The organism is Bradyrhizobium sp. HKCCYLRH2060 (assembly GCF_051168135.1).
GTDB lineage: Bacteria > Pseudomonadota > Alphaproteobacteria > Rhizobiales > Xanthobacteraceae > Bradyrhizobium.
The window spans coordinates 12,948-34,638 of sequence record NZ_JBNPUK010000018.1; the positions used below are offsets into that span (position 1 = coordinate 12,948).

Here is a 21,691-nt window from a genome sequence, read left to right on the forward strand (position 1 = left end):
CGCCACGCCACTGATGCAGCTGCCTAAGTCACCCACTCCGCGCGGATGCCGCGCGGCGCGGCATTGCTCTCCGGCTCGCGCCAAGAGAAGCTGAACATGCCTATTGGCTCGACCTGTTCGAGCTCAACTCGGACGATGTCGCGCGCGATCACGACGATGAACGGCGCCGGCGGTTTCTCGGCCGTCAATTGCCGCGGCGGCGAGAACACCGTCCCGACGCTTTCCACCAGCAGCGGCCGCGGCGCCTCGTGAACCTTCACGAGGCCCTTGATGCGCAGCAGCCGCTCGCCGAGCCGGCCCGCGACATTGTCGAGCCAGCCGGCGAGGTCGGCATAGGCAATCTCAGCCGGCGGGCGGACGAGGCAGAGCGCGAGACGCGGATGCGCGGCGGACAGATCGGGCGCGACCTCGCGCAGCGGCAGCGATGTTGCCAGCGGCGCGAATGCGGCCGTCACGATGGCCACGCGATTTGCGCTGGCAATCGCCTCGGCCACGGGATTGAGCTGCGCGATCGCAACCTGCGCTCCGACAAGCGCGTCAAGCGCGAGATCGGCCTTGGTCGCGACGATGCGATGCGCCGCCGCCCATTGCGCGGCAGCTTCCTCGAATGTCGCGACGCCGAGCCCGCGTGTGAGATCGTAGGTCGCGACGACGGCGACGCGCATACGGTGCTCGGCGAGCGTCGCGAGCTGGCGCAGCACCGGGCCGGGCATTGACAGGCCCGAGGTCTCCAGGATGATCCGCCGCAACGGCGGCAGCCCATCCGGCCGCGGCGCCATGATCAGGCGATCGATGGTGAAGGCGAGATCGCTGCCGACCTGACAGCACACGCAGCCGTTCGACAGCATCGCCATCGGCACGTCGTCGCCGCTCTCGCGCAGCAGCACGCCGTCGAGCCCGACCTCGCCGGCCTCGTTGACGATCACGGCCGTATCCGACGCCGTCTCCGCGGTGAGCACGTCGCGCAGCAGCGACGTCTTGCCGGAGCCGAGGAAGCCGGTCAGGACGAAGAAGTCGATGCTAGAGGCGCTCATGGCGCCGCGGCGTCCTTGGTGGCGTACTTCTCCGGCACGTCGCTTTCCCAGCTCGCCTTCACCAGATCGCGGACGTCGGCGAGCAACTCTTCGGTGTCGTAGATAATGCCGTCCTTGATCGTGAATTTGAGGCCGCGATGCCACTCGACCGCGTTGGTCGCATCGTTGAAGCGCATCGCACCGGTGCCGTAGAGCAGCTTGAAGTCGGTCAGCGGATTGTGGTCGTGCACCAGCATGTCGGCGCGCATGCCGATGTCGATGGTGCCGATCTCGTCCTCGAGGCCGCACAGCGCGGCGCCCTGCGAGGTCGCCGAGCGGATCACCTCCAGCGGATGGAAGCCCGCCTCCTGCAGCAGCTCCAGCTCGCGGACATAGCCGAAGCCGAAGATCTGGTAGATGAAGCCGGAATCCGAGCCGGTGCAGACGCGGCCGCCGCGGTTCTTGTACTCGTTGATGAACGCCATCCAGAGCCGGTAGTTCTCCTTCCACTCGATCTCGTTCTGGGTCGACCAGCGATACCAATAGGAGCCGTGGCCACCGCGCTGCGGGGTGAAGTAGTCCCACATCGACTTCCAGGTATACTCCTTGTGCCAATACGCCTGGCGCGCCCGCATCAGGTCGCGGTTGGCGTCGTAGATCGTGAACGTCGGCACGAAGGTGAAGCCGATCTCCAGGAACTGCTCCAGCACCTCGTTCCACTTGGCCGAGCCGGGCTCGGCGCCCTGCCGGAACATCTGTCCGGACACCGAGAAGCGGAAATATTCGTCGGTGTAGTTGTAGTCGAGCGGGAAGTTCTGGATGACGCGATCCTCGAACAGCGCCTCCGGCAGGCCGTAATAATGCTCGGCGCTGGTGAGGCCCCATTTGGCCGTGGTCAGCGCGTTCATGCGCGACACCGCCATCTGGGCGTGGTGGCAGCCGGTGCGAAGGCCGATCTTTTTGCACTCGTCGAGCGCGGCTTCCATGATCGCGGGCGGCGCGCCGAAGAACTTGATGCCGTCGGCGCCGCGCTCCTTGACGGCACGCAGCCAGCTCCGCCCCTGCTCCGGCGTATAGATCGTCTTGACCATGTCGTTGACGGCCGGAAAGTACGCATAGGCCAGCAGCCGCGGCGAGGCGATGCTGTTGTTCTCGGCGCGCTGCTTCTGGTCGAGCATCCAGGACAGGCCGTTCATCGAGCCCATCTCGCGCACCGTGGTGACGCCATGCGCGAGCCAGAGCTTGTAGACGTAGTCGACCGGCGGCACCCAGCCATTGGCGGAATGATAGGCGACGCCGGCATGGGCGTGGCAGTCGACGAAGCCCGGCGTCACCCATTTGCCGCGGCAGTCGATCTCGTGATCGGCCGGCTCGCCGGCGTTGCCGGCATAGCCGTAGCCCACGACCTTCTTGATGCTGACGATCCGGCCGTTCTCGACGATGATGTCGACCGGCCCGATCGGCGGCGCGCCGGTGCCGTCGATCACGGTGGCGCTGCGCAGCGCCAGCCGCTTGAACGGCCCGATGCCGCGATCGCGGCTCGTTGCCTTCGGCACGATCGGCGCGGCGCCCTTGTTCCTGATGAAGGCGAGCTCATCGCCGGGCAGTGTCGTGGCTTGGTCGGTCATAGCGACAATTCCTTTGATCCAATTAGTAAACCAAGCGCACAGTGCGTTCCCTCTCCCCGTTCTTACGGGGAGAGGGTTGGGGTGAGGGGCAGACGCACGGGTGGTGTTTGTGGTGAGACCTGTACCCCCTCACCCGGATGGCATCTGACGATGCCATCCGACCTCTCCCCGCAAGCGGGGCGAGGTTACACCGCGCGCGCGATGAAGTTCTCGCGCCACACGTTCCACGCCTATCCCGTCCTGTACCGCCGCGCGAATGCCACGCTGCCGAACACCGTGAACGCCATGGTCACCGCCAGCAGCATGAAGGCGAGTGCGGCGCCCATCGGCCAGTTGTTGCCGCGCACGAACTGGTCGTACACCGCAGGCGCCATCATCTTGAATCGCGGGCCGCCGAGAAGCACCGCCGTTGCATAGGTGTTCATGCACAAAACGAACACCAGAATCGAGCCGGCGGCGACGCCGGGGCCGGACAGCGGCAGGATGACCCGCCAGAACACCCGCGCGCCGGAGGCGCCGAGATTGGCGGCGGCATATTCGAGATCGCGCGGAATGCTCTCGATCACCGCCGACAGCGTCAGGATCATGTAGGGCAGCACCACCGCGATGATGCCGATGATCACCGCCTTGGTCGTGTACATGATCTCCAGCGGCGTCGAGATCAGGCCGAGCTTCAGCAGGCTGGTGTTGACGAGGCCGTCGCGTGCGAACAGCGCCATCCAGCCGGCCGAGCGCACGACATTGCCGACCAGCAGCGGGAACAGGGTCGCGATCACGACCAGGCTCTTCCAGCGGCTCTCCATGCGGCCGAGCCAATAGGCCGCCGGGAAGGCGAGAATCAGCGTGAGCAGAGTGCACAGCAGTGCGATGCCGAGCGTCGCGAGGATGATCTGCTGATAATATGGATCGGTCGCGGCCTTGATGTAGTTGTCCAGCGACAGCGCTTGCATCATCAACTGGGTCGGGCTGAACTGGTTGAGCGATATCCGGAACATCAGGATCATCGGCCCGACCAGCAGCGCCAGGACCAGGAGACAGGCAGGGACGACCAGCAGCGCCATCGCGCGAGCTCCGATTGCGAAGGTGTCGGCTGTTCAGCCGCGGCCCCTGCGGCGAGGCCGCAGGGAGCGCATCATCCAAGGCCTACGCCTTGAACTCCTTGTTCCAGAAGTCGAGCGTGCGCTGCGAGCGCCCGGCGGCATAGGCGTAGTCCGGCTTCAGCAGCCGCGCGCGCTCGGCCTCGGTGAGGCTGACCTGCTTGGCGAGATCCTCCGGCAGCGGCGCGTCGGTGACGGTCGGGACGTAGCCCATCTTGTCCGCGAAGCCGCCCTGCGCCTTGGCATCCAGCATCGCGTCGAGATAGGCGAAGCCGCCGGCCTTGTTCTTGGCGTTCTTCGGCACCGAGGCCTGGAACACGATCGCCGGCGTGCCCTCCTTCGGCACGACATGGGCGAGCGGAATGCCGGACTTCTTCCACATGAAGCCACGGGCGAGCCACATCGTGGTCAGCCATACCTCCTCCGACTTCAGCGCCGCCGCCAGCGCCTCGTTCGACGGATAGATCTTTACGTCGAGCGAGCGCCATTCCATCAGCTTCTTCTCGGCCGGATCGAGATTGCTGACTCCGCCGCCGCCGGCCAGCGCCGCCGCCAGCGTGTTGTTGGGATAGAGGATGTCGGCGAGACCGATCTTGCCGCGCCATTTCGGATCCCACAGATCGGCGAAGGATTGCGGCGGCGTCTTCACCTGGTTGGTGTTGTAGAGGATCACCTGCGCCGAATAGATATGCGGAATCGCGATCTCGCTTCGAAGCTCCGGGAACACCTTGTCGAGCCGCTTCACCTGGGCGGCATCGACCTTCTCGAACACGTCGGACTGCGACACGATGTAGGCGTCGTTGTCGGACAGGCAGGCGACGTCCATCGAGCCGCGCCGGCTCTGCCGCTCGGCCAGCAGCTTGGTCTTGCGCGGATCGGCGTTGGCGACGTCCTGCACGATCTCGAAGCCCTTCGGCGTCATGATCGGCTTGTCGATGATGTCAGAGAGCAACTGGCCGTAGTCGCCGCCCCAGGTGCCGACCACGACCTGTCCGCCTTCGGCGCGGGCGGTTGGCATGCCGGAGGCCAGCGCGGCCATGCCGGCGCTGGCAGAGAGAAAATGACGTCGCGAAATCATGGCAGAACCTCTCGCTGTGGATGGGATGCGTTACGAAGATGTCTGAGGCACGAGACGCGGGACCTTGCGGTCCCATTGCAGCGACACCGGATCATCGGGCCTGAGCGCCGCCAGCGGCTCGCCGGCGTCGGGCGTCGGGCTGATCGCGACCAGCGTCTCATCACCGAGTGCCACCACATATTCGGTCTGCGCGCCCATATAGGTGATCGCCTGCAGGCGGCCGCGCACCTCGCCGGACTCGCCGGGCGCGATGACAATCCGTTCCGGACGCAGCGCGAAGGCGTCGGCATTGTCGCGCTCGCCGCTGCTGACATCGACCGGCAGCAGCAGGCCGCCGCTGGTGCGGAACTGGCGCTCATTCGCACGCCGGCCCGCCACGATGTTGCAGCGGCCGACGAAGTCCGCCACGAACGCATCCTTCGGCGAGTCGTAGAGCTCCTGCGGCGTGCCGATCTGGCGCACGCGGCCGCCCTCCATCACCACGAGGCGGTCGGCCATGGTCAGCGCCTCCTCGCGGTCATGCGTCACCATCAGCGTCGTCAGGCCGAGCCGCTGCTGCAGCGCGCGGATCTCGAGCCGCACCTCGGCGCGCAGCTTGGCGTCGAGATTCGACAGGGGCTCGTCGAGCAGGAAGATGCGCGGATTGATCACCAGCGCGCGCGCCAGCGCCACGCGCTGCTGCTGTCCGCCGGACAATTGCCGCGGCAGCCGGTCGGCGAGATGCGACAGCCGCACCAGCTTCAGCGCCTCCGCAATTTTCGTCTTGCGTTCGGCCGTACCGAGGCCGCGCATCTCCAGGCCGAAGCCGACATTGTCGGCCGCGCTCATGTGCGGAAACAGCGCATAGGACTGGAACACCATGCCGGTGGCGCGCTTGTAGGCCGGCAGATGCGTGACGTCCTCGCGGTCGAACAGCACGCGGCCACTGGTCGGCGGCAGGAAGCCGGCGACCATGCGCAAGGTCGTGGTCTTGCCGCAGCCGGACGGGCCGAGCAGCGCGACCAGTTCGCCCTCATTGACGGCGAGATCGAGCCCTTCCACGCCGATCGACGTGCCGAAGCGCTTGGTCAGCTTCTCCAATGTGAGCTGCGCCATCACACCACCCGCGACAGTTTGACGAAGCGGTCGGTGATCACCATCAGCAGCCCGACCAGCGCGATCTGCACGGTGGCGACGGCAGCGAGCGTCGGATCGATGCGGAATTCGAGATAGTTCAGCATGGCAACGGGAAGTGTGATCCGTCCGGGCCCGACCAGCAGCATCGACAGATCGAGATTCTCGAAACTCTGGATGAAGGAGAACATCGCAGCCGCGACGATGCCGGAGCGCATCATCGGCAGGGTGATGCGGCGGAACACCTTGAACGGGCTGGCGCCGAGATTGGCGGCGGCCTCCTCGGCGGCACGGTCGAGTCCCTGCAGGCTAGCGACAACGAGCCGGACCGTCCACGGGATCGCCAGCAGCGTATGCGCGGCGACGAGGCCTTCGGTGGTCGCCTTGATGTCGCGGTCGAGCAGGTCCTCGGCGAGCACGTAGAGCATGTAGAGGCCGGAGCCGGCGACCACGCCGGGCACCGCGAGCGGCGCCAGCAGGAACGAGCTCAGCGCCTGGCGGCCGCGGAACTCGCCGCGCACGATGGCGAGCGCCGCCGCCGTGCCCAAGGGCACGCCGATCGCGGTGGCGAGCAGCGCGACCTGGAAGCTCGTCACCAGGCCGCGCAGGAATTCGGGCTTGCTCAGCGCGTTGGCGTACCATTTGAGCGACAGCGCCGGCGGCGGAAAGCTCACGATCTCCTGCGCGAAGAAGCTCGTCATCACGATCATGATCACAGGCGCGAAGATGATGGCATAGGCGACGACGATCAGTGTCCGCACTGCGAATTGGCCAAGTGATGGTTGTCCCGTAAAACGGAACAGCATTGCGGACACCTCAACAAACAGATCAGCAGCTTATGCGGCGGCATCGTAGTCGGCGGCTCCGCCGCCGCCAAGCCTGTGCCACGGGTTATCGCAATGCACATACGCATGGGCGACACGATGCTGCGATCCTGACGCGTGACGCGGTGCCGCTTCCATCTTGGCGCTAGCGCCCTGCGCGCATGTCCCGTCGCCGGCGCGGGGGCCTTGCTGATTTCTGGATTTCCGATCGCGGGCACGGCCTGCGCGACGGTCCGTCGCAGCGGCGCGGTTTTGGGCAATGCGTGCTCAATTCTTGCACCGGCACGATCCAATATTTTGTGCGTCCACGGACAAGTCATCCGCGCGGGCGCGCACCTAAGCTTCGCCCCGAGCTTGGACCGGGGCGACGGCACCAATGCACCGCCGGACCAGCGCGACATCATCGTTCGAAGGAGCTGGCAACATGCAGACGAGGCTATTCACTGGGGCGCGGCGCGCGTGGCTTGCCGCGCTCGGCGCCATCATCGCGGCGGGACTTCTCGCGCCGATCGACGCTCAAGCGGCGACGCCCACGGGCTGCGCGGCGCTGAAGGAGAAATATCCGGACTGGAAGGGCAAGACGCTGGTCAATGCCATCAACCCGCACACGCCGGGCTACGAGTCGATCGACCCGAAGGATCCGAGCAAATATGTCGGCTTCGACATCGATCTGGGCGAGGCCATCGGCGACTGCCTCGGCTTCAAGCTGACCTACAAGCCGGTGACCTTCGCAGCGCTTCTGACGACGCTGGCGAGCGGCCAGGCCGACATCGTGATCTCCGACATCTACGCCACCAAGGAGCGCGCCAAGGCCGCCGACTTCATCACCTACTCCAAGGTGTTCGACGGCGTGCTGGTCGCCAAGGGCAATCCGAAGGGCATCAACGGCATCAACATGTCGATGTGCGGCGCGGCCGCGGCCGAGAACACCGGCTATGTCGAGGTGCCACTGATCCAGGATCTCGCGCCAAAATGCAAGGAAGCCGGCAAACCCGAGCCGACGATCCAGCTCTACGACAACAACGCCAACTGCATCCAGGCCATCCTCGCCGGCCGCGCCGATACCTATGTCAACGACGTCAACACGGTCGACCAGGCGGTGAAGGCCTATCCGGACAAGCTCGAGAAGGCGATCGCCGTCACCATCCCCTATTCGGTCGGCATCGCCGTGCCCAAGGACAAGCCGAAATTCCGCGATGCCGTGCTCGCCGCCCTGATCGAGGTGCAGAAGGAAGGCATCCACCAGGAGCTCCTGAAGAAGTGGCAGCTCGACCCGGCCAATTTCAAGGAGCCGGACATCCTGACGGCGGACTAACAGGCGCGGCTTCGAAAGCGAAGCTGCTGCCGCGGAGACGGTGCGCTCCCCTCCCCCTTGCGGGGAGGGGTCGGGGGTGGGGGTCGACACGGGCACGGGACAGTCTTTCCTGGGTACCCCCCTCCCCAACCCTCCCCCACAAGGGGGGAGGGAGCGCAGCACCGCAGCTGTGACACCTTGCCTCACAGCGACAGCTTCAAGCAGCAAGCGGCTGCTGAATTTCGATCAAACGCTGAGCTTCGCGACTGCTGACCATCTGAGTTCCGATACCGCGCAACAACGCACGCAGACTTCGTAGGGTGGGCAAAGCGCAGCGTGCCCACCTTCTTTCTTCCTTTCTTCCTTCTCTCGAACCACCGCGGTGGGCACGGTGCTTTGCGCCTTTGCCCACCCTACGTAGCCAGGCCGCCCCCCTCATGTCCCTCTTCCTGCATTATCTCAGCATGCCGTATCTGCTGCAGGGCATCGAGCTGACCCTGCAGGTCACCGCGCTCGGCCTGGTCGGCGGTCTCATTCTCGGCCTCGTGCTCGCGGCGATGCAGCTCAGCCGGTTCTGGCCGCTGGCGGCGATCGCGCGCGGCTACACCGTGATCTTCCGCGGCACGCCGCTGATCCTGCAGATGGTGTTCGCCTACGACGCGCTGCCGCATATCGGCATCAAGTTGCCGGCGGTGCTGGCGGCGGGCCTCGCGCTCGCCTGCAACGAGGCGCCGTTCATCGCCGAGATGCTGCGCTCCGGCGTGCTCGGCGTCGATCGCGGCCAGCTCCTGGCCGGCCAGGCGCTGGGCATGACACCCGGCGTCCTGATGCGCCGGATCATCGCGCCGCAGGCGATCCGCACCATGATTCCCGCGTTCGGCAACGAGGCGGTGAGCGCGCTGAAGAACTCCTCGCTCGCCTCCGTCATCGCCGTGCAGGAGCTTACCCTGCGCTCGACGCAGCTCGCGTCCTCCACCTTCGACTTCTTCTCGATCTTCTTCGCCTCGGGTCTCATCTATCTCGTGCTGACCGGCGCGATCAGCGTCATCCAGCTTGCGCTCGAATGGCTGCTCGATCTCGACCGCACGGCGAAGCAGCGCAAGCTGGCGGACTACCTTGCGCTATTGTTACCTTGGCGCCGCGCCGATTTCGCGACGAAGCTGGAGCTCGCGGAGAAGACAGCCCCTGCCATCGAGGCCGCGCCGCCCGAGCCCGCCGAGCTGAAGGAGACGCCGCCGCTCGCCTTGTCGATCGAAGACCGGGCCCGGCGTGCCGCAACGATCGCCCGCAACAACGTCGCCGTCGAGGTCACGGATCTGCGCAAGGCCTATGACGGCAACAAGGTGCTGGACGGCCTCGATCTCACCGTACGCATCGGCGAGGTGATCGCGCTGCTCGGGCCGTCCGGCTCCGGCAAGAGCACCCTGCTCCGCTGCATCAATCATCTGGAGAACTGGGACGCCGGCGACATCCGCGTCGGCGGCCGCAAGCTCGGTTTCGACGACCGGGGACGCAAGCTGTCGCCGCGCGCCATCGCCAACGAGCGCGCCAATGTCGGCGTCGGCATGGTGTTCCAGCAGTTCAATCTGTTCGCGCATCTCACGGCCAAGGAGAATATCGCCGGTCCCTTGCGCTGGGTGCATGGGCTCGGCCGCTTCGAAGCGGAGCGTCGCGCCCTTGAGCTGCTCGACCGTGTCGGCCTGTCGCATCGCGCCGATGCGCTGCCGCGGCATCTCTCCGGCGGCCAGCAGCAGCGCGTCGCGATCGCCCGCGCGCTGGCGCCGAATCCGAGCGTGCTGCTGCTGGACGAGCCGACCTCCGCGCTCGATCCGGAGCTGGTCAACGAGGTGCTGGAGGTGATCCGCCGTCTCGCCATCGACGACGGCCTCACGATGATCATCTCGACGCACCAGATCCGCTTCGCCGACGAGGTCGCCGACCGCGTCGCCTTCCTCAATGGCGGCGTCATCCTCGAGGAAGGCCCCGCACACGAGGTGCTGACCAACCCGCGCCATCCGCTGACCGCGCGCTTCCTCTCGGTGATGGAGGCCGAGCGGCCGAAGGACGCGGTGGCATGAGTTCATCCTTCACGTTAGGAGCGAGCGCTTGCGTGCGGCCATCCTTCGAGACGCCCGCCTGCAGCGGGCTCCTCAGGATGAGGTCCGTGGGTGAGGTGGCCTCGCTTCCGACCCTCATGGTGAGGAGGCGCGCAGCGCCGTCTCCGGACGATGCCTCCGGCATCGCCTTGAGAACCATGAGGCCCGCCCTCGAATTCACCGCACGACAATCTCGATCTCTGAGCAAAGAGGCCCTCGCATGAAACACCATCTGCTGCCGGTGTCCAACAAGACCGTCCATTGGGGCTATTTCTCCAAGGTGGTGACACCCGCGCTCACCCTGCGCTCCGGCGAGCGCGCCACGATCGAGACGCTGACGCATCACGCCAATGACGACTATGAGCGCATGATCAAGGACGATCCCGGCGCGGAAAGCGTGTTCAAGTGGACGAAAGAGCACAAGGCCGTGGCGCGGCGCGGCTCCGGTCCGACCGAGGGCCCGTTCATCCGCGGCTCCGGTGAAGGCATCGGCGTGCATCTGCTGACCGGACCGGTGGCGATCGAAGGCGCCGAGCCCGGCGACGTGCTCGAGGTGCGCATCCTCGACATAAGGCCGCGGCCGAGCCGATGCGGCTGCCATGCCGGCAAGTGCTTCGGCTCCAACGCCGCCGCCAATTGGGGCTTCCACTATCACGACCTGATCGAGGAGCCGAAACCGCGCGAGGTCATCACCATCTTCGAGCTGGACACCGCGGGCGAGCCGTTCGCCAAGGCGGTCTACAACTACGTCTGGACGCCGCAGACCGATCCCGACGGCATCGTGCACCCGACCATCGACTATCCCGGCGTGCCGGTCGACCACGCCACGATCAAGAAGCGCGAGAACATCCTGCCCAATGTGAAGGTGCCGGCACGGCTGCATTTCGGCACGATGGGGCTCGCGCCATCGGAGGCCGACTATGTCTCATCGATCCCCCCGAGCTACACCGGCGGCAACATCGACGACTGGCGTATCGGCAAGGGCGCGCGGATGTACTATCCGGTCGCCGTGCCCGGCGCCTATTTCTCGGTCGGCGATCCCCATGCCGCGCAGGGCGACAGCGAACTCGGCGGCACCGCGATCGAGACCTCGCTGACCGGCGACTTCGAGTTCATCCTGCACAAGAAGAGCGACCTCGGCGGCACGCAGCTCGAGGGCCTGACGCATCCGCTGCTGGAGACCGACCAGGCATGGTCGGTCTACGGCTTCACCTATCCGAACTATCTCGCCGAGCTCGGCGCCAATGCGCAGACCGAGATCGCCAACCACTCCAGTCTCGACCGCGCCATGCGCGACGCCTTCCGCAAGCTCCGCCGCTTCCTGATGACGGTGCATCACCTCAGCGAGGACGAGGCGATCTCGCTGATGTCGGTCGGCGCCGACTTCGGCGTCACCCAGGTGGTCGACGCCAATTGGGGCGTGCATGGCACGATCCGGAAGAACGTGTTCCGGTGTGAGTGATTTTGCGAAACGTATAGCCAGCTCCCGCCCCGCGGATGGTGCGCTCCCTCCCCCCTTGGGTTGGGGAGAGGGGTGCCCCGGGGCGAGACCGCCGTTGTGGGCCCCCTCCCCTAACCCCTCCCCACAAGGGGGAGGGGAACCGATCGCGCCTGTGGCACGAGCACCGATCCAAATGAGTGGAGGAATAGCGAACTGAACAACACCGATACACGGCAGGTCATGAAGCTCATCTGGCACGGGGGTTGCTTAGAATTCCCCGACCCGGGGCGTGCCATGAGTTTTCGTCCGTTCACCAGCGAATCCTATGCCGAGGGCGAGCGTCCGGAGGCGTGGCGCGACGTGCTGAATGCGGTCGGGCTACAGCCCGCAGCGAAGACACCATTTTATGATGGTCATGCCACCGCCTCGCATCGCCAAGCGCCGGGCATCGCTCTTTCGCGGCTGTCGGCGGGCGCGCAGGCGATCACTGCGGTTCCGCAGGCCCATGCGGATCTGCCGATCGCCCTGCTCGCGATCGAGGACGGCGCCCTGCTCCGCTGCAGCGACGGCCATCGCATCGTCCCCGCGGGACATCTGATGCTGTTGCCGCGCGCCGGCGACTGGAGCATCGCGTTCCAGCGCGGTCTGCGCGCCATCGTGCTGTCGGTGACGGCGGACGCCCTGCATGGCCGCATCAGCGGCAGGCTGAAATTGGCCCAAGCCCAGGTGATCGCGCCGAGCGGCCTGGCCGACGTGGTCTGCCGCACCATCGAGGCCACCGCACGCGCGCTCGACACCCTGAGCGATGCCGAATGGAGCACGGTCGCGCAGAGCATGGTCGATCTGCTGCTCACACTCGCCCATCAACAAGCCGCGCCGGCGGCGGAGGCCGGCAGCAGCGCGACGCAGGCCGCGATCCTGCACCGGCTCTGCCAGACCATCGAGCGGCGGCTCGACGATGCCGAGCTGACGCCGGCGCGGGTGGCCCAGGCCGAAGGCATTTCCGAGCGCTATCTGCAAAAGCTGTTCGAGAGTGCCGGCGACAATTTCAGCCACTACGTCAAAGAACGCCGGCTGCAGCGGGCCTGGACCGACCTGTCCAATCCGGCCGAAGCCAACCATTCGATCTCGGAGATCGCCTATCGCTACGGCTTCGCCGATTCGGCGCATTTCAGCCGCAGCTTCCGCGCCCGCTTCGGCCTGTCGCCGCGCGAGTTCCGGCAGCAGAAGGCCGAGCAGGCGGTGACGGCGGCGGCCCCGCGCGGCCAGCGCGGATGGCCGCAGGACGCGCTGGCGCAGCAGCGCGCCTGCGAGAGGCCGGCGTCGGCCAGGAGCGATGTCGCCCTGCCCGCGCCGGCCAACGACCAGGACGCGCAGCGGCATCACCATCATCTGGCGGTCTCGGCCGAGCGTGTGCATTGGGGCTATTTCAGCCGCTCGCTGCCGCCGCAGATCGAAATCGCATCCGGCGACACGATCACGGTGGAGACGCTGACCCAGCATGCCTCCGATGATCCCGAGCTGATGATCGCAGGCGACGCGGCTGCGCTCAGCGTGTTCGGCTGGACCAAGGCGAAGAAGAACGTCGACCGCCGCGGCGCCGGCCCGATGGACGCCAGTGTGTTCGGCCGCGGCGCCGGCGAAGGTTTTGGCGTGCACATCTGCACCGGCCCGGTGGCGATCAAGGACGCGCAGCCCGGCGACGTGCTGGAGGTGCGCATCCTCGACATCGTGCCGCGGCCAAGCCGCAACCCGAAACATGCAGGCCGCGTGTTCGGCTCCAGCGTCGCGGCGTGGTGGGGCTATCACTACAACGAGCTGATCGCCGCGCCGGCGCCGCGCGAGGCGGTGACGATCTACGAGATCTTCGCCGATGCGCCCGAGCCGCATGCCCGCGCACTCTATTCGTACCGCTGGGAACCGCAGACCGATCCGGCCGGGATCGTGCACGCCACCTACGATTATCCGGGCGTTCCCGTCGCCCCCGACAGCATCAAGCGCCGCCACGGCGTGCTCGACAACATCCGCATTCCCTTGCGGCCGCATTTCGGCGTCATCGCGGTGGCGCCGCGCGAGGCCGATTTCGTCGATTCGATTCCGCCCTCCTATTTCGGCGGCAATCTCGACAATTGGCGGCTCGGCAGGGGATCGACGGTGTATCTGCCGGTCGCGGTGCCCGGCGCGCTGCTGTCCGTCGGCGATCCCCACGCCACCCAGGGCGACGGGGAGCTCGGCGGCACCGCGATCGAATGCTCGATGACCGGCACGTTCCAGGTGATCCTGCACAAGAAGGCGCTACTCGCGGGGCAGCCGTTCGCCGATCTCTCCTACCCGCTGATCGAAACCGCGACCGACTGGGTGCTGACCGGCTTCAGCCATCCGAACTATCTCGCTGAGTTCGGTGCGCAGGGCCAGAGCGAGGTCTACGCGACCTCCTCGCTCGACCTCGCGATGAAGGACGCGTTCCGCAAGATGCGGCGCTTCCTGATGCACGTCAAAGGCCTGAGCGAGGACGAGGCGGTCGCGCTGATGTCCGCCGCGGTGGATTTCGGCGTGACCCAGGTCGTCGACGGCAATTGGGGCGTCCACGCGATCCTGAGCAAGCGGCTGTTCGAGGATGAACGCTGACGTTCATTGCGCCCCAACTCCATCCCAGATCTCCGTCATTGCGAGCGAGCGAAGCAATCCAGGGCGTCACGCGCTGCCTGGATTGCTTCGTCGCTTCGCTCCTCGCAATGACGACCATTGCTGTCGCTACCACGAAGCCCAACAACAAAGGAGCATCCCTATGCAGTTCCACATGATCTCCGGCGCGACCAGGCCGGTGGCCCCCTTCAGCCACGCCGTCGAGACCGACGGCTTCGTGTTCGTCACCGGCCAGATGCCGGACTCGCCGGAGGCGCCGGGCGTGCTGCCGGAGGGGATCGTGGATCAGACGAAGGCGGTGATGCAGAACTTGAAGTACATCCTCCAAGGTCTCAACCTCGGCCTCGAACATATTGTGATGTCTCGGATTTACCTGACCGAGTTCAAGCGGGATTACGCGGCGATGAATGAAACCTACCGTTCATTCTTCCCGCCGGACCGGCTGCCGGCCCGCACCTGCGTCGGCGTCACCGGCTTGGCCTATGACGCGCTGATCGAGATCGATCTGGTCTGCCGAAGACCATAGTACCCATTGGTAAACATCTCCTCAACGCGAGGCCCCGTCATTCGATCCGGGCTGGGGAGCGTCCCGCTGTCGCCGATTGCGCGCCGACGCCGGCCGGTGTCAATTCGCCGGACCATCAGGCGGGATCGTGGGGAGTGCCATGCCGTATCAGTTTTCCAATCGTCAGCAGATCCGCAAGCCGGCGGTGAGCAGCAAGGGCGGCATCGTCGCGGCACAGTCGCGGCGCGCCGCCGAGATCGGCGCCGAGGTGCTGGCCGCGGGTGGCGACTGCGTCGATGCCGTGGTCGCGACCGGCTTTGCGCTCGGCGTGCTCGAGCCGTGGATGAGCGGCCTCGGCGGCGGCGGCGCGATGGTGCTGTACCGCGCCAGGGACAACCATGTCGAAGTGATCGACTACGGCATGCGCGCGCCCGACAGCCTCGATGTCGCCGACTATCCGCTGGCCAATGACGGCAGCGTCGCGGCCGACATCTTCCCATGGCCCCGCGTCAAGGACGACCGCAATCTGCACGGCCCCGGCGCGATCGCGGTGCCCGGCGTCGTGGCCGGCATGGAGGCGGCGCATCGCCGTTACGCGCGGCTGCCATGGGCGGATCTGGTCACGCCGAGCGTGAAGCTCGCCGCCGAGGGTCTGCTGGTGGACTGGTGGACCACCGTGATGATCTCGAGCTGCGCCGCCGACCTGCGCCGCTATCCCGGCAGCGCCGCGGCCTATCTGAAGGATGGCCTGCCGCCGAATCCGCAATGGGGCGCCAAGGCGGTGACGCGGCTGCCGCAGGAGCAGTTGAAGGCGACGCTGGCCCATCTTGCCAGCGCCGGCGCGCGCGACTTCTACCGCGGCGACATCGCCCGCTCGCTGACCCGCGACATCCAGGCCGCCGGTGGCGCGCTTTCGGTGGATGACCTCGCCGCGTTCGAGGCGCATGTCCGAGAGCCGCTGCGCATTCCCTATCGCGGCGGCGCGGTGTTCGCGACGCCGGAGCTCACCGCCGGCCCGACGCTGGCTCACGCGCTGCGGCTGATGCAGGCGAGCGTAACGGCTTCGGGCAAGGCGCCGGATGCCGGCGCCTTCATCGCCTATGCCGAGGCGGTGCAGGCCGCCTATCGCGAGCGGCTCAACGACATGGGCGACGCGGCGGGCAAGCGCGCGATCGGCGCCGAATATCTGGCACCGGCCTGCACCACGCACTATTCGGTGGTCGATCGCGACGGCAACATGGCGGCGGTGACGCAGACCCTGCTGTCCGGCTTCGGCTCGAAATTCCAGGCGCCGCAGAGCGGCATCATGATGAACAACGGCATCATGTGGTTCGACCCGACGCCCGGCACGACGAATTCGCTGGCCCCCGGCAAGCGCTGCCTCACCAACTACACGCCGGTGGTGGCGCAGGCCGCCGACGGCCGCCGCCTCGCATTGGGCGCCTCCGGCGGCCGCCGCATCCTGCCCGCGGTGGCGCAGATGCTGTCCTTCGTGATGGACTACGGCATGGACCTCGATGCCGCGATCCACCAGCCGCGCATCGATGCCAGCGAAGGCGACGTGGTCGGCGCCGACACCCGGCTGCCGGCGGAGGTGATGGACGCGCTGACGGCGAAGTTCGAGACCGTGCCGGCGCCGGTGCAGACCATGCCGATGAAGTTCGCCTGCCCCAGCGTCGTGCTGCGCCAGGGCGACGCGAACAGCGGCGCGACGGAAATCTTCCATGCCTGGGGCGATGCGGTCGCGGAGAGCTGATCGAATGCGAGACACCGGCTGAACGGCAGTCCGCTCTCTCCGTTCTGCCGAGGCCGCGACGAATACCGCGACCCTACACAGGAGCGGTCTCCGACATCCCATGACGGGGCACAGAATTCACGGCCCATCCATCTAGCAACTCTTGAAATTGACCGCTGTGGTGTTGGCGCCGCAGACCAGAACCGCGACGCGCTCGGACGGACCCGCACGGTAGGCACCGGATAGCAGCGCGGCGAAGGCCGCGGCGCCGCCCGGCTCAGTTACGACGCGCAACGTCATCCACAACGCGCGCTGCGCCGCCCTTATGTCGTCGTCGCTGACGATGATCACCTCCGCCGCCGCGAACCGCTGCACGATCGGAAACACGCGTGCGCCGATCTGGCGCGGCGCAAGACTGTCGGCAGCGACGCCACCGGCGGGCGCGTCGACGGGGTGTCCGGCCGCCAGCGCGTCGCGCAGGGTCGGCGCGCCGTCCGACTCCACCGGCACGACCTTGACGCGTCCCTCGTACCACGCGGCGATGCCGCCGATCAGCCCGCCGCCGCCGACCGCCACCAGCAGCGTGTCGATATCATCTGCGTCGCGCTCCACCTCCAGCCCCACCGAGCCCTGCCCCAGCATGGTCTCGGGCTGATCAAACGCATGAATCGGCAAGGCGCCGCTCTCGGCGACATGTCGTTCGCTCGCCGCCAGCGCATCGGCATAGCGATCCCCGCCGACGTGGATCTCCGCGCCGAAGCGCTTGATGAGGTCGATCTTCGACGGCGAGGCGATGCTCGGCACGAAGATCGCTGCTCTCAGGCCAAGACGTTGCGCCGCCAGCGCCACCGCAACACCATGGTTGCCGCCGGACGCCGCGACCACACCGGCCCCCGGCACATCGCGGGTCAGGAGATTGGCGAACGCCCCGCGCGCCTTGAACGAGCCGCCATGCTGCATGAATTCGAGCTTCAGTCGCAACAGGGAGGACGGCAGGCCGAAATCACCACCATCGACCGTTATCAGCGGCGTGCGCCGGACGTAAGGCCGGATCAGCTCATAGGTGGCCGCGATCCGCTGCCGGGTTACCGCTGTCGACGTCTCTGACATGTCGCACCTCGCTACGCGCGATATGTCTTGACATGAATTAGCTAATTGGCAAAGTACCAAAATGATGCCCGACCGCGTGTTCCGCGCACTCGCCAGCGACAAGCGGCTGCAAATCCTGGAGTGGCTGCGCGATCCGACGCGGCATTTTCCGCCACAGAACGATGGCGACCTCGTCAAGGACGGGGTCTGCGGGCTATTCATTGCCGAAAAGCTCGGCGTCTCCGCGCCGACACTGAGCGAGCACATGCGCGTGCTGGTGGCCGCCGGCCTCGTCAAGGGCAAGCGCGCCAAGGGCTGGACGTTCTACAAGCGCGACGAGCAGGGATTGAAGGCGGCGCGACGGCTGCTCAGCGACGCGCTATAGGAATTATGCGAACCTTGGCGGGCAACGGGAATTGCGGCGAAGCGCGCCGAAGCATCATCCTGTCCACGACGACGGCGCAGCGATTTCTGCGAGGAAAGCTCGCCATGCGCGAAAGGGAGGCGGCGACGGCGTCCTCCTTGATCTTGTCGCTGTCGCTGCGATCGACCCGCTGCACCTCGACTCAGCACCAATCCGGTCGAGGCGTCGATTGGCCCTAGAAGTGCTTCGCGCGCCCTGGCCCTATGCGGCGCAGCCGTCGGGTCGCAAGCGAAGCCCGTTCGGCACAGATCCGAGCTATGGCTGCACGCCCGCTCCCGTCAGCCTCTCGGCGAGAAACGTGGTCAGCTCCCCCACCGTGCGGGAGTTGCTGCGGCCGCGCGCATAGGCGAGCTCGACGGTCGGCAAGCGCGGCAGACCGAGATCCTGCCGGATGATGCGCAACGGCGGCTGCACCAGGGCGCGCGCAAGGACGGTGATTCCCAGCCCCTCGAGCGTCGCCGCCTTGAGGCACTCGAAGCTCGGACTGACGAAGCTGAGATGCCAACGCCGGTCGTTCTGCTTCAGCGACGACATGGCGAAACGCCGATACGTGCAGCCGTCCGGGAAGAGGACGAGAGGGATCGACGCATCGTCGGGCGTGTAGTTCGGCCCGCAGACCCAGACCAATTGCTCTGTCAGCACCGAGGTGCCGGTTCGAGCCCCGGCCTCCTGCTTGAAGAAGGCGAGGTCGAATTCGCCGCGGGCGCTCCGCTTCATCAGGCTTTCCGACTGATTGGCTTCGACCTCGATGCCCACCATCGGATTCTTGGTCTTGAACCGCGCGAGCCACGTGGTGAAGTCGCGGCCAAAAAAGTCGAGCGGAACCCCCAGACGAACGAAACCGAGGAGGACATCCTCGCACATCGAGGCATAGGCCTCGTCATTGAGCTGGAGAATACGCCGCGCGTATTGGACGAAGCGGTCACCCTCGGGGGTCAGCTCCAGAACGCGGCCCTTGCGCCGCGTCAACAATGGCTTGCCCACCTGCAATTCCAGCTTGGACATCTGTTGGCTGATCGTCGACTGCGATCGCCCGACGGACTCTGCGGCCCGCGAGAAGCTCATCGTGTCCGCGATCACGAGAAACGATCTGAGGCAGTCGATATCGAAGTTCACGACAGTCCCCGCTATCGAAAAAGACGATACCAACATCGTCATAATTCACTTTGTCGGTCGGAACACACTTCGTAAAGACCAGAGTTGCGGCATGGGATGCCGGAACTCGCGTCAAGTCCCTGACGCGACGCAACGGGACTGCATTGCGGTCCCTTGCCGCACTTCGCGTACAAAACCGCTCCGACACAAGGACCATCCCCGTGGCGATCAGCACCGTCGTCTTCGACGCCTACGGCACCCTCTACGACATTCAATCGGTGGCGTCGGTCACCGAGCAGGCTTTCCCGGGTCGTGGCGACATGATCACGCAGATCTGGCGTATGAAGCAGCTCGAATACACCTGGCTGCGCTCGCTGATGCGGCGCTACGAGGATTTCGAGGCGGTGACGCGCCAATCCCTGGTCTATACGCTCCGGGTCCTCGGCCTTGGCTACGAAGAAGCGCTGCTCGAGGTGATCATGGACAAATACGTCCACCTCGATCCCTACCCGGACACGCTGTCCACCCTGGAGCGTCTCCACGGCCGCAAGCTGGCGATTCTTTCGAATGGTGCGCCAGCAATGCTGAACGCGCTCGTGCGCAACACCGGACTCGATCGTTTTCTCGACAAGACCATCAGCGTCGACAGCAGAGCGATGTTCAAGCCGAGTCCCGAGGCCTATTCCCTGATCGAGTCCGAGCTCGGAGCCGCGCCCGCCGAAGTCCTGTTCGTGTCCTCGAATCCGTGGGACGCGATCGGTGCCAAGGCTGCCGGGCTGACCGTGGCATGGATCGAGAGGGTCACGCCCGAAGCGATGGCCGCAGCCTGTGAAAGCTGCGCGCTCGTTGCGCCGCTGACGATGTTCAAGGCGATGCGGATGCAGATGGACGAGCTCGGGCTCGCGCCCGATCACCGGGTCCGGGGACTGTTCGATCTGCCTGGGCTGCTGCCACCCACTGCCAGGCCGTAGATCCCCTCAGATCCCGCGCCGCATCCGACGAGCACCTGCTGTCAGGACGACGTCATCCTTCACTGGTAGCACGCCTCCAGTGCGGAAGCCGCCCGGTACAACGTCGACTCGTCGAGGTGGCGCGCGACCAGCATCGCGCCGATCGGACGGCCGTCCGCCGTCTTCCCAACCGGAACGGAGATCGCGGGATGCCCGGTGAGGCAGGTCGGCGCGGTATTACCGACCATCTCGAAGGCGCGGCCGATGATCTCCTCCCGCGACGCCCCGGCGGACGGCAGCCGGGTCGCTGCCATCGGCGTGGTCGGCATCAGAAGCAGATCGGCCTGTTCGAGCGCGCGATCATAATCTCCCGTGAGCAGGCGGTTGAGGTTCTGTGCCTTGCCGTAGTAGCGGCCGCGATTGCGCGACGACATATAGTGGCCGGTCAGGATGCCGAGCTTCAGCGTCTCGGACAATTCTCCGGCCCGATCGCGCCAGCGCGCGTGGGCATCGAGCAGGCTCTCCAGAAACACGCCCTTCATGTTGGTGCCATAGGCGTTGCTGCGCATCATCAGATCGGTGGCGCCTTCGAGAAAGATCGGCGTCCAGATTGCAGCCCCGGCGGCATGCAGCGGCACTGCGACCTCACGGACGTCGGCCCCCTTGGCGGCGAGACGACCGGCCGCCTCGCGCACGCGGTCGTCCACCTCGGTCTCGGCGCCGGCCGTGCCGAACCCTTCGGGCACCACGCCGATGCGCAAGCCGGCCACGCCTTGCCGCAGCGCCTGCGTATAGGGCTGTGACGAGGCACCGCGCTGCCGCGGATCGAGCCCGTCCGGCCCTGCCATCACCTCGAGCATCAATGCGTTGTCGGCCACGGTGCGGGTGATCGGGCCGGCGTGATCGACCGTCAATTCGACCGCGAAGATGCCCGTATAGGGCACGAGGCCGTGCGTCGGCTTCAGGCCGACGGCACCACAATAGGACGCGGGGATGCGGATCGAGCCCCCCTGGTCGCCGCCGGTGGCCATGTCGACGATGTTGGCCATGACCAGGGCGGTGGATCCTGAAGACGATCCACCGGCATTGTAGCCGGGCACGACCGGATTCTCGACGACCCCATTGGCTGAGGTGTGACTGCCGCCGGAGGCGCAGTAGTATTCGCAGACGGCCTTGCCCAGAATATCCGCGCCGGCGTCCAAGAGGCGCGTGACGATGGTCGCATCGATCTCCGGGACGTAGCCCTCGAGGATGGTCGCACCATTCATCATGGGAAGGCCGGCGACGCAGACATTGTCCTTGATGGCGACGCGCTTGCCCTTGAGCTTGCCGTCCGCGGCGCCCTGGATGTGCGCGGTGACGGCCCAGGCGCCGAACGGATTGTCCTCCGGCAGCGGGCGTGTTCCTGAGGGCCTCGGATATTTGACCTCGGGCAGCGGCGCCGCCATCTCGTCGACGAGATCGTACGCGTCGAGCTGCCCCTGCATCAGCGCAAGGAACGACAGCGCATTGGCATCATCGAGATCGAGGCCGATCTCGCGCGCGGCCTGTTGCAGCTCGGTAGCAGTCGGACGTCGGACTGGCATCAAGGCCTCTCGATCGCGGTGCGACCACGTCCACGCGCAACGGAGCAAGGTGGACGAGGTCGACGTTCAACACGCGA

General features: G+C 66.4%; 17 protein-coding genes. 8 read left to right on the forward strand and 9 right to left on the reverse strand.

Features of this window, described 5'->3' with window-relative positions; genetic code table 11:
• Positions 1–23 precede the first annotated feature (23 nt).
• From ACQR10_RS27540 to ACQR10_RS27565, 6 genes are all read right to left on the reverse strand, one after another.
• Positions 24–1,034: a CobW family GTP-binding protein gene (locus ACQR10_RS27540; protein ID WP_315801992.1), complete on the reverse strand. Its 1,011-nt coding sequence runs from the start codon at positions 1,032–1,034 to the stop codon at positions 24–26.
• Complete coding sequence (locus tag ACQR10_RS27545; protein WP_316217089.1) at positions 1,031–2,641, reverse strand: amidohydrolase family protein; 1,611 nt, start codon at positions 2,639–2,641, stop codon at positions 1,031–1,033. The genes ACQR10_RS27540 and ACQR10_RS27545 overlap by 4 nt, the downstream gene beginning before the upstream one ends.
• Positions 2,642–2,871: 230 nt before the next feature.
• On the reverse strand, positions 2,872–3,702 hold the full coding sequence (locus ACQR10_RS27550) for an ABC transporter permease (protein ID WP_316217090.1): 831 nt from the start codon (positions 3,700–3,702) through the stop codon (positions 2,872–2,874).
• A gap of 82 nt (positions 3,703–3,784) precedes the next feature.
• Positions 3,785–4,816 carry an ABC transporter substrate-binding protein gene (locus ACQR10_RS27555; protein WP_315801989.1) on the reverse strand — a complete coding sequence of 344 codons (1,032 nt, stop codon included), beginning with the start codon at positions 4,814–4,816 and terminating at the stop codon, positions 3,785–3,787.
• 30 nt (positions 4,817–4,846) lie between these two features.
• Positions 4,847–5,911: an ABC transporter ATP-binding protein gene (locus tag ACQR10_RS27560; RefSeq protein WP_315801988.1), complete on the reverse strand. Its 1,065-nt coding sequence runs from the start codon at positions 5,909–5,911 to the stop codon at positions 4,847–4,849.
• The gene (locus tag ACQR10_RS27565) at positions 5,911–6,735 is read right to left on the reverse strand and encodes an ABC transporter permease (protein WP_316217091.1); all 825 of its coding nucleotides are present in this window, start codon (positions 6,733–6,735) and stop codon (positions 5,911–5,913) included. The genes ACQR10_RS27560 and ACQR10_RS27565 overlap by 1 nt, the downstream gene beginning before the upstream one ends.
• 442 nt (positions 6,736–7,177) lie before the next feature.
• Here ACQR10_RS27565 and ACQR10_RS27570 point away from each other — a divergent pair, with 442 nt between their 5' ends.
• From ACQR10_RS27570 to ACQR10_RS27595, 6 genes are all read left to right on the forward strand, one after another.
• Positions 7,178–8,068 carry an ABC transporter substrate-binding protein gene (locus tag ACQR10_RS27570; RefSeq protein WP_316217092.1) on the forward strand — a complete coding sequence of 297 codons (891 nt, stop codon included), beginning with the start codon at positions 7,178–7,180 and terminating at the stop codon, positions 8,066–8,068.
• A 416-nt stretch (positions 8,069–8,484) separates the two neighbouring features.
• Positions 8,485–10,125 carry an amino acid ABC transporter permease/ATP-binding protein gene (locus ACQR10_RS27575; protein ID WP_316217093.1) on the forward strand — a complete coding sequence of 547 codons (1,641 nt, stop codon included), beginning with the start codon at positions 8,485–8,487 and terminating at the stop codon, positions 10,123–10,125.
• A gap of 238 nt (positions 10,126–10,363) precedes the next feature.
• A complete protein-coding gene (locus ACQR10_RS27580) occupies positions 10,364–11,605 on the forward strand; it encodes an acetamidase/formamidase family protein (protein ID WP_316183181.1) in 1,242 nt (413 codons plus the stop codon).
• Positions 11,606–11,878: 273 nt separating this feature from the next.
• The gene (locus ACQR10_RS27585; protein WP_316217094.1) at positions 11,879–14,212 is read left to right on the forward strand and encodes an acetamidase/formamidase family protein; all 2,334 of its coding nucleotides are present in this window, start codon (positions 11,879–11,881) and stop codon (positions 14,210–14,212) included.
• A gap of 160 nt (positions 14,213–14,372) precedes the next feature.
• The gene (locus ACQR10_RS27590) at positions 14,373–14,756 is read left to right on the forward strand and encodes a RidA family protein (RefSeq protein ID WP_315801983.1); all 384 of its coding nucleotides are present in this window, start codon (positions 14,373–14,375) and stop codon (positions 14,754–14,756) included.
• 139 nt (positions 14,757–14,895) lie between these two features.
• Entirely contained in the window at positions 14,896–16,491 is a 1,596-nt protein-coding gene (locus tag ACQR10_RS27595) for a gamma-glutamyltransferase family protein (RefSeq protein WP_315801982.1), read from the forward strand.
• A 132-nt stretch (positions 16,492–16,623) separates the two neighbouring features.
• Here ACQR10_RS27595 and ACQR10_RS27600 read toward each other — a convergent pair whose 3' ends face one another.
• Positions 16,624–17,580 (reverse strand): threonine/serine dehydratase, encoded by a 957-nt coding sequence (locus ACQR10_RS27600; protein WP_316217095.1) that lies wholly within the window; start codon positions 17,578–17,580, stop codon positions 16,624–16,626.
• Positions 17,581–17,641: 61 nt separating this feature from the next.
• On the opposite strand from ACQR10_RS27600, the gene ACQR10_RS27605 reads away from it, so the two are divergent.
• Positions 17,642–17,944: an ArsR/SmtB family transcription factor gene (locus tag ACQR10_RS27605; RefSeq protein WP_316217096.1), complete on the forward strand. Its 303-nt coding sequence runs from the start codon at positions 17,642–17,644 to the stop codon at positions 17,942–17,944.
• A 294-nt stretch (positions 17,945–18,238) separates the two neighbouring features.
• Here the strand turns inward: ACQR10_RS27605 and ACQR10_RS27610 are convergent, their stop codons facing one another.
• Positions 18,239–19,099 (reverse strand): LysR substrate-binding domain-containing protein, encoded by an 861-nt coding sequence (locus tag ACQR10_RS27610; RefSeq protein WP_315801979.1) that lies wholly within the window; start codon positions 19,097–19,099, stop codon positions 18,239–18,241.
• Positions 19,100–19,299: 200 nt separating this feature from the next.
• On the opposite strand from ACQR10_RS27610, the gene ACQR10_RS27615 reads away from it, so the two are divergent.
• Positions 19,300–20,049: a haloacid dehalogenase type II gene (locus ACQR10_RS27615; RefSeq protein WP_316217097.1), complete on the forward strand. Its 750-nt coding sequence runs from the start codon at positions 19,300–19,302 to the stop codon at positions 20,047–20,049.
• Positions 20,050–20,108: 59 nt separating this feature from the next.
• Here the strand turns inward: ACQR10_RS27615 and ACQR10_RS27620 are convergent, their stop codons facing one another.
• Positions 20,109–21,614, reverse strand: coding sequence for an amidase (locus ACQR10_RS27620; RefSeq protein WP_316217098.1), 1,506 nt, complete (start codon positions 21,612–21,614; stop codon positions 20,109–20,111).
• Between the last annotated feature and the right edge of the window lie 77 nt (positions 21,615–21,691).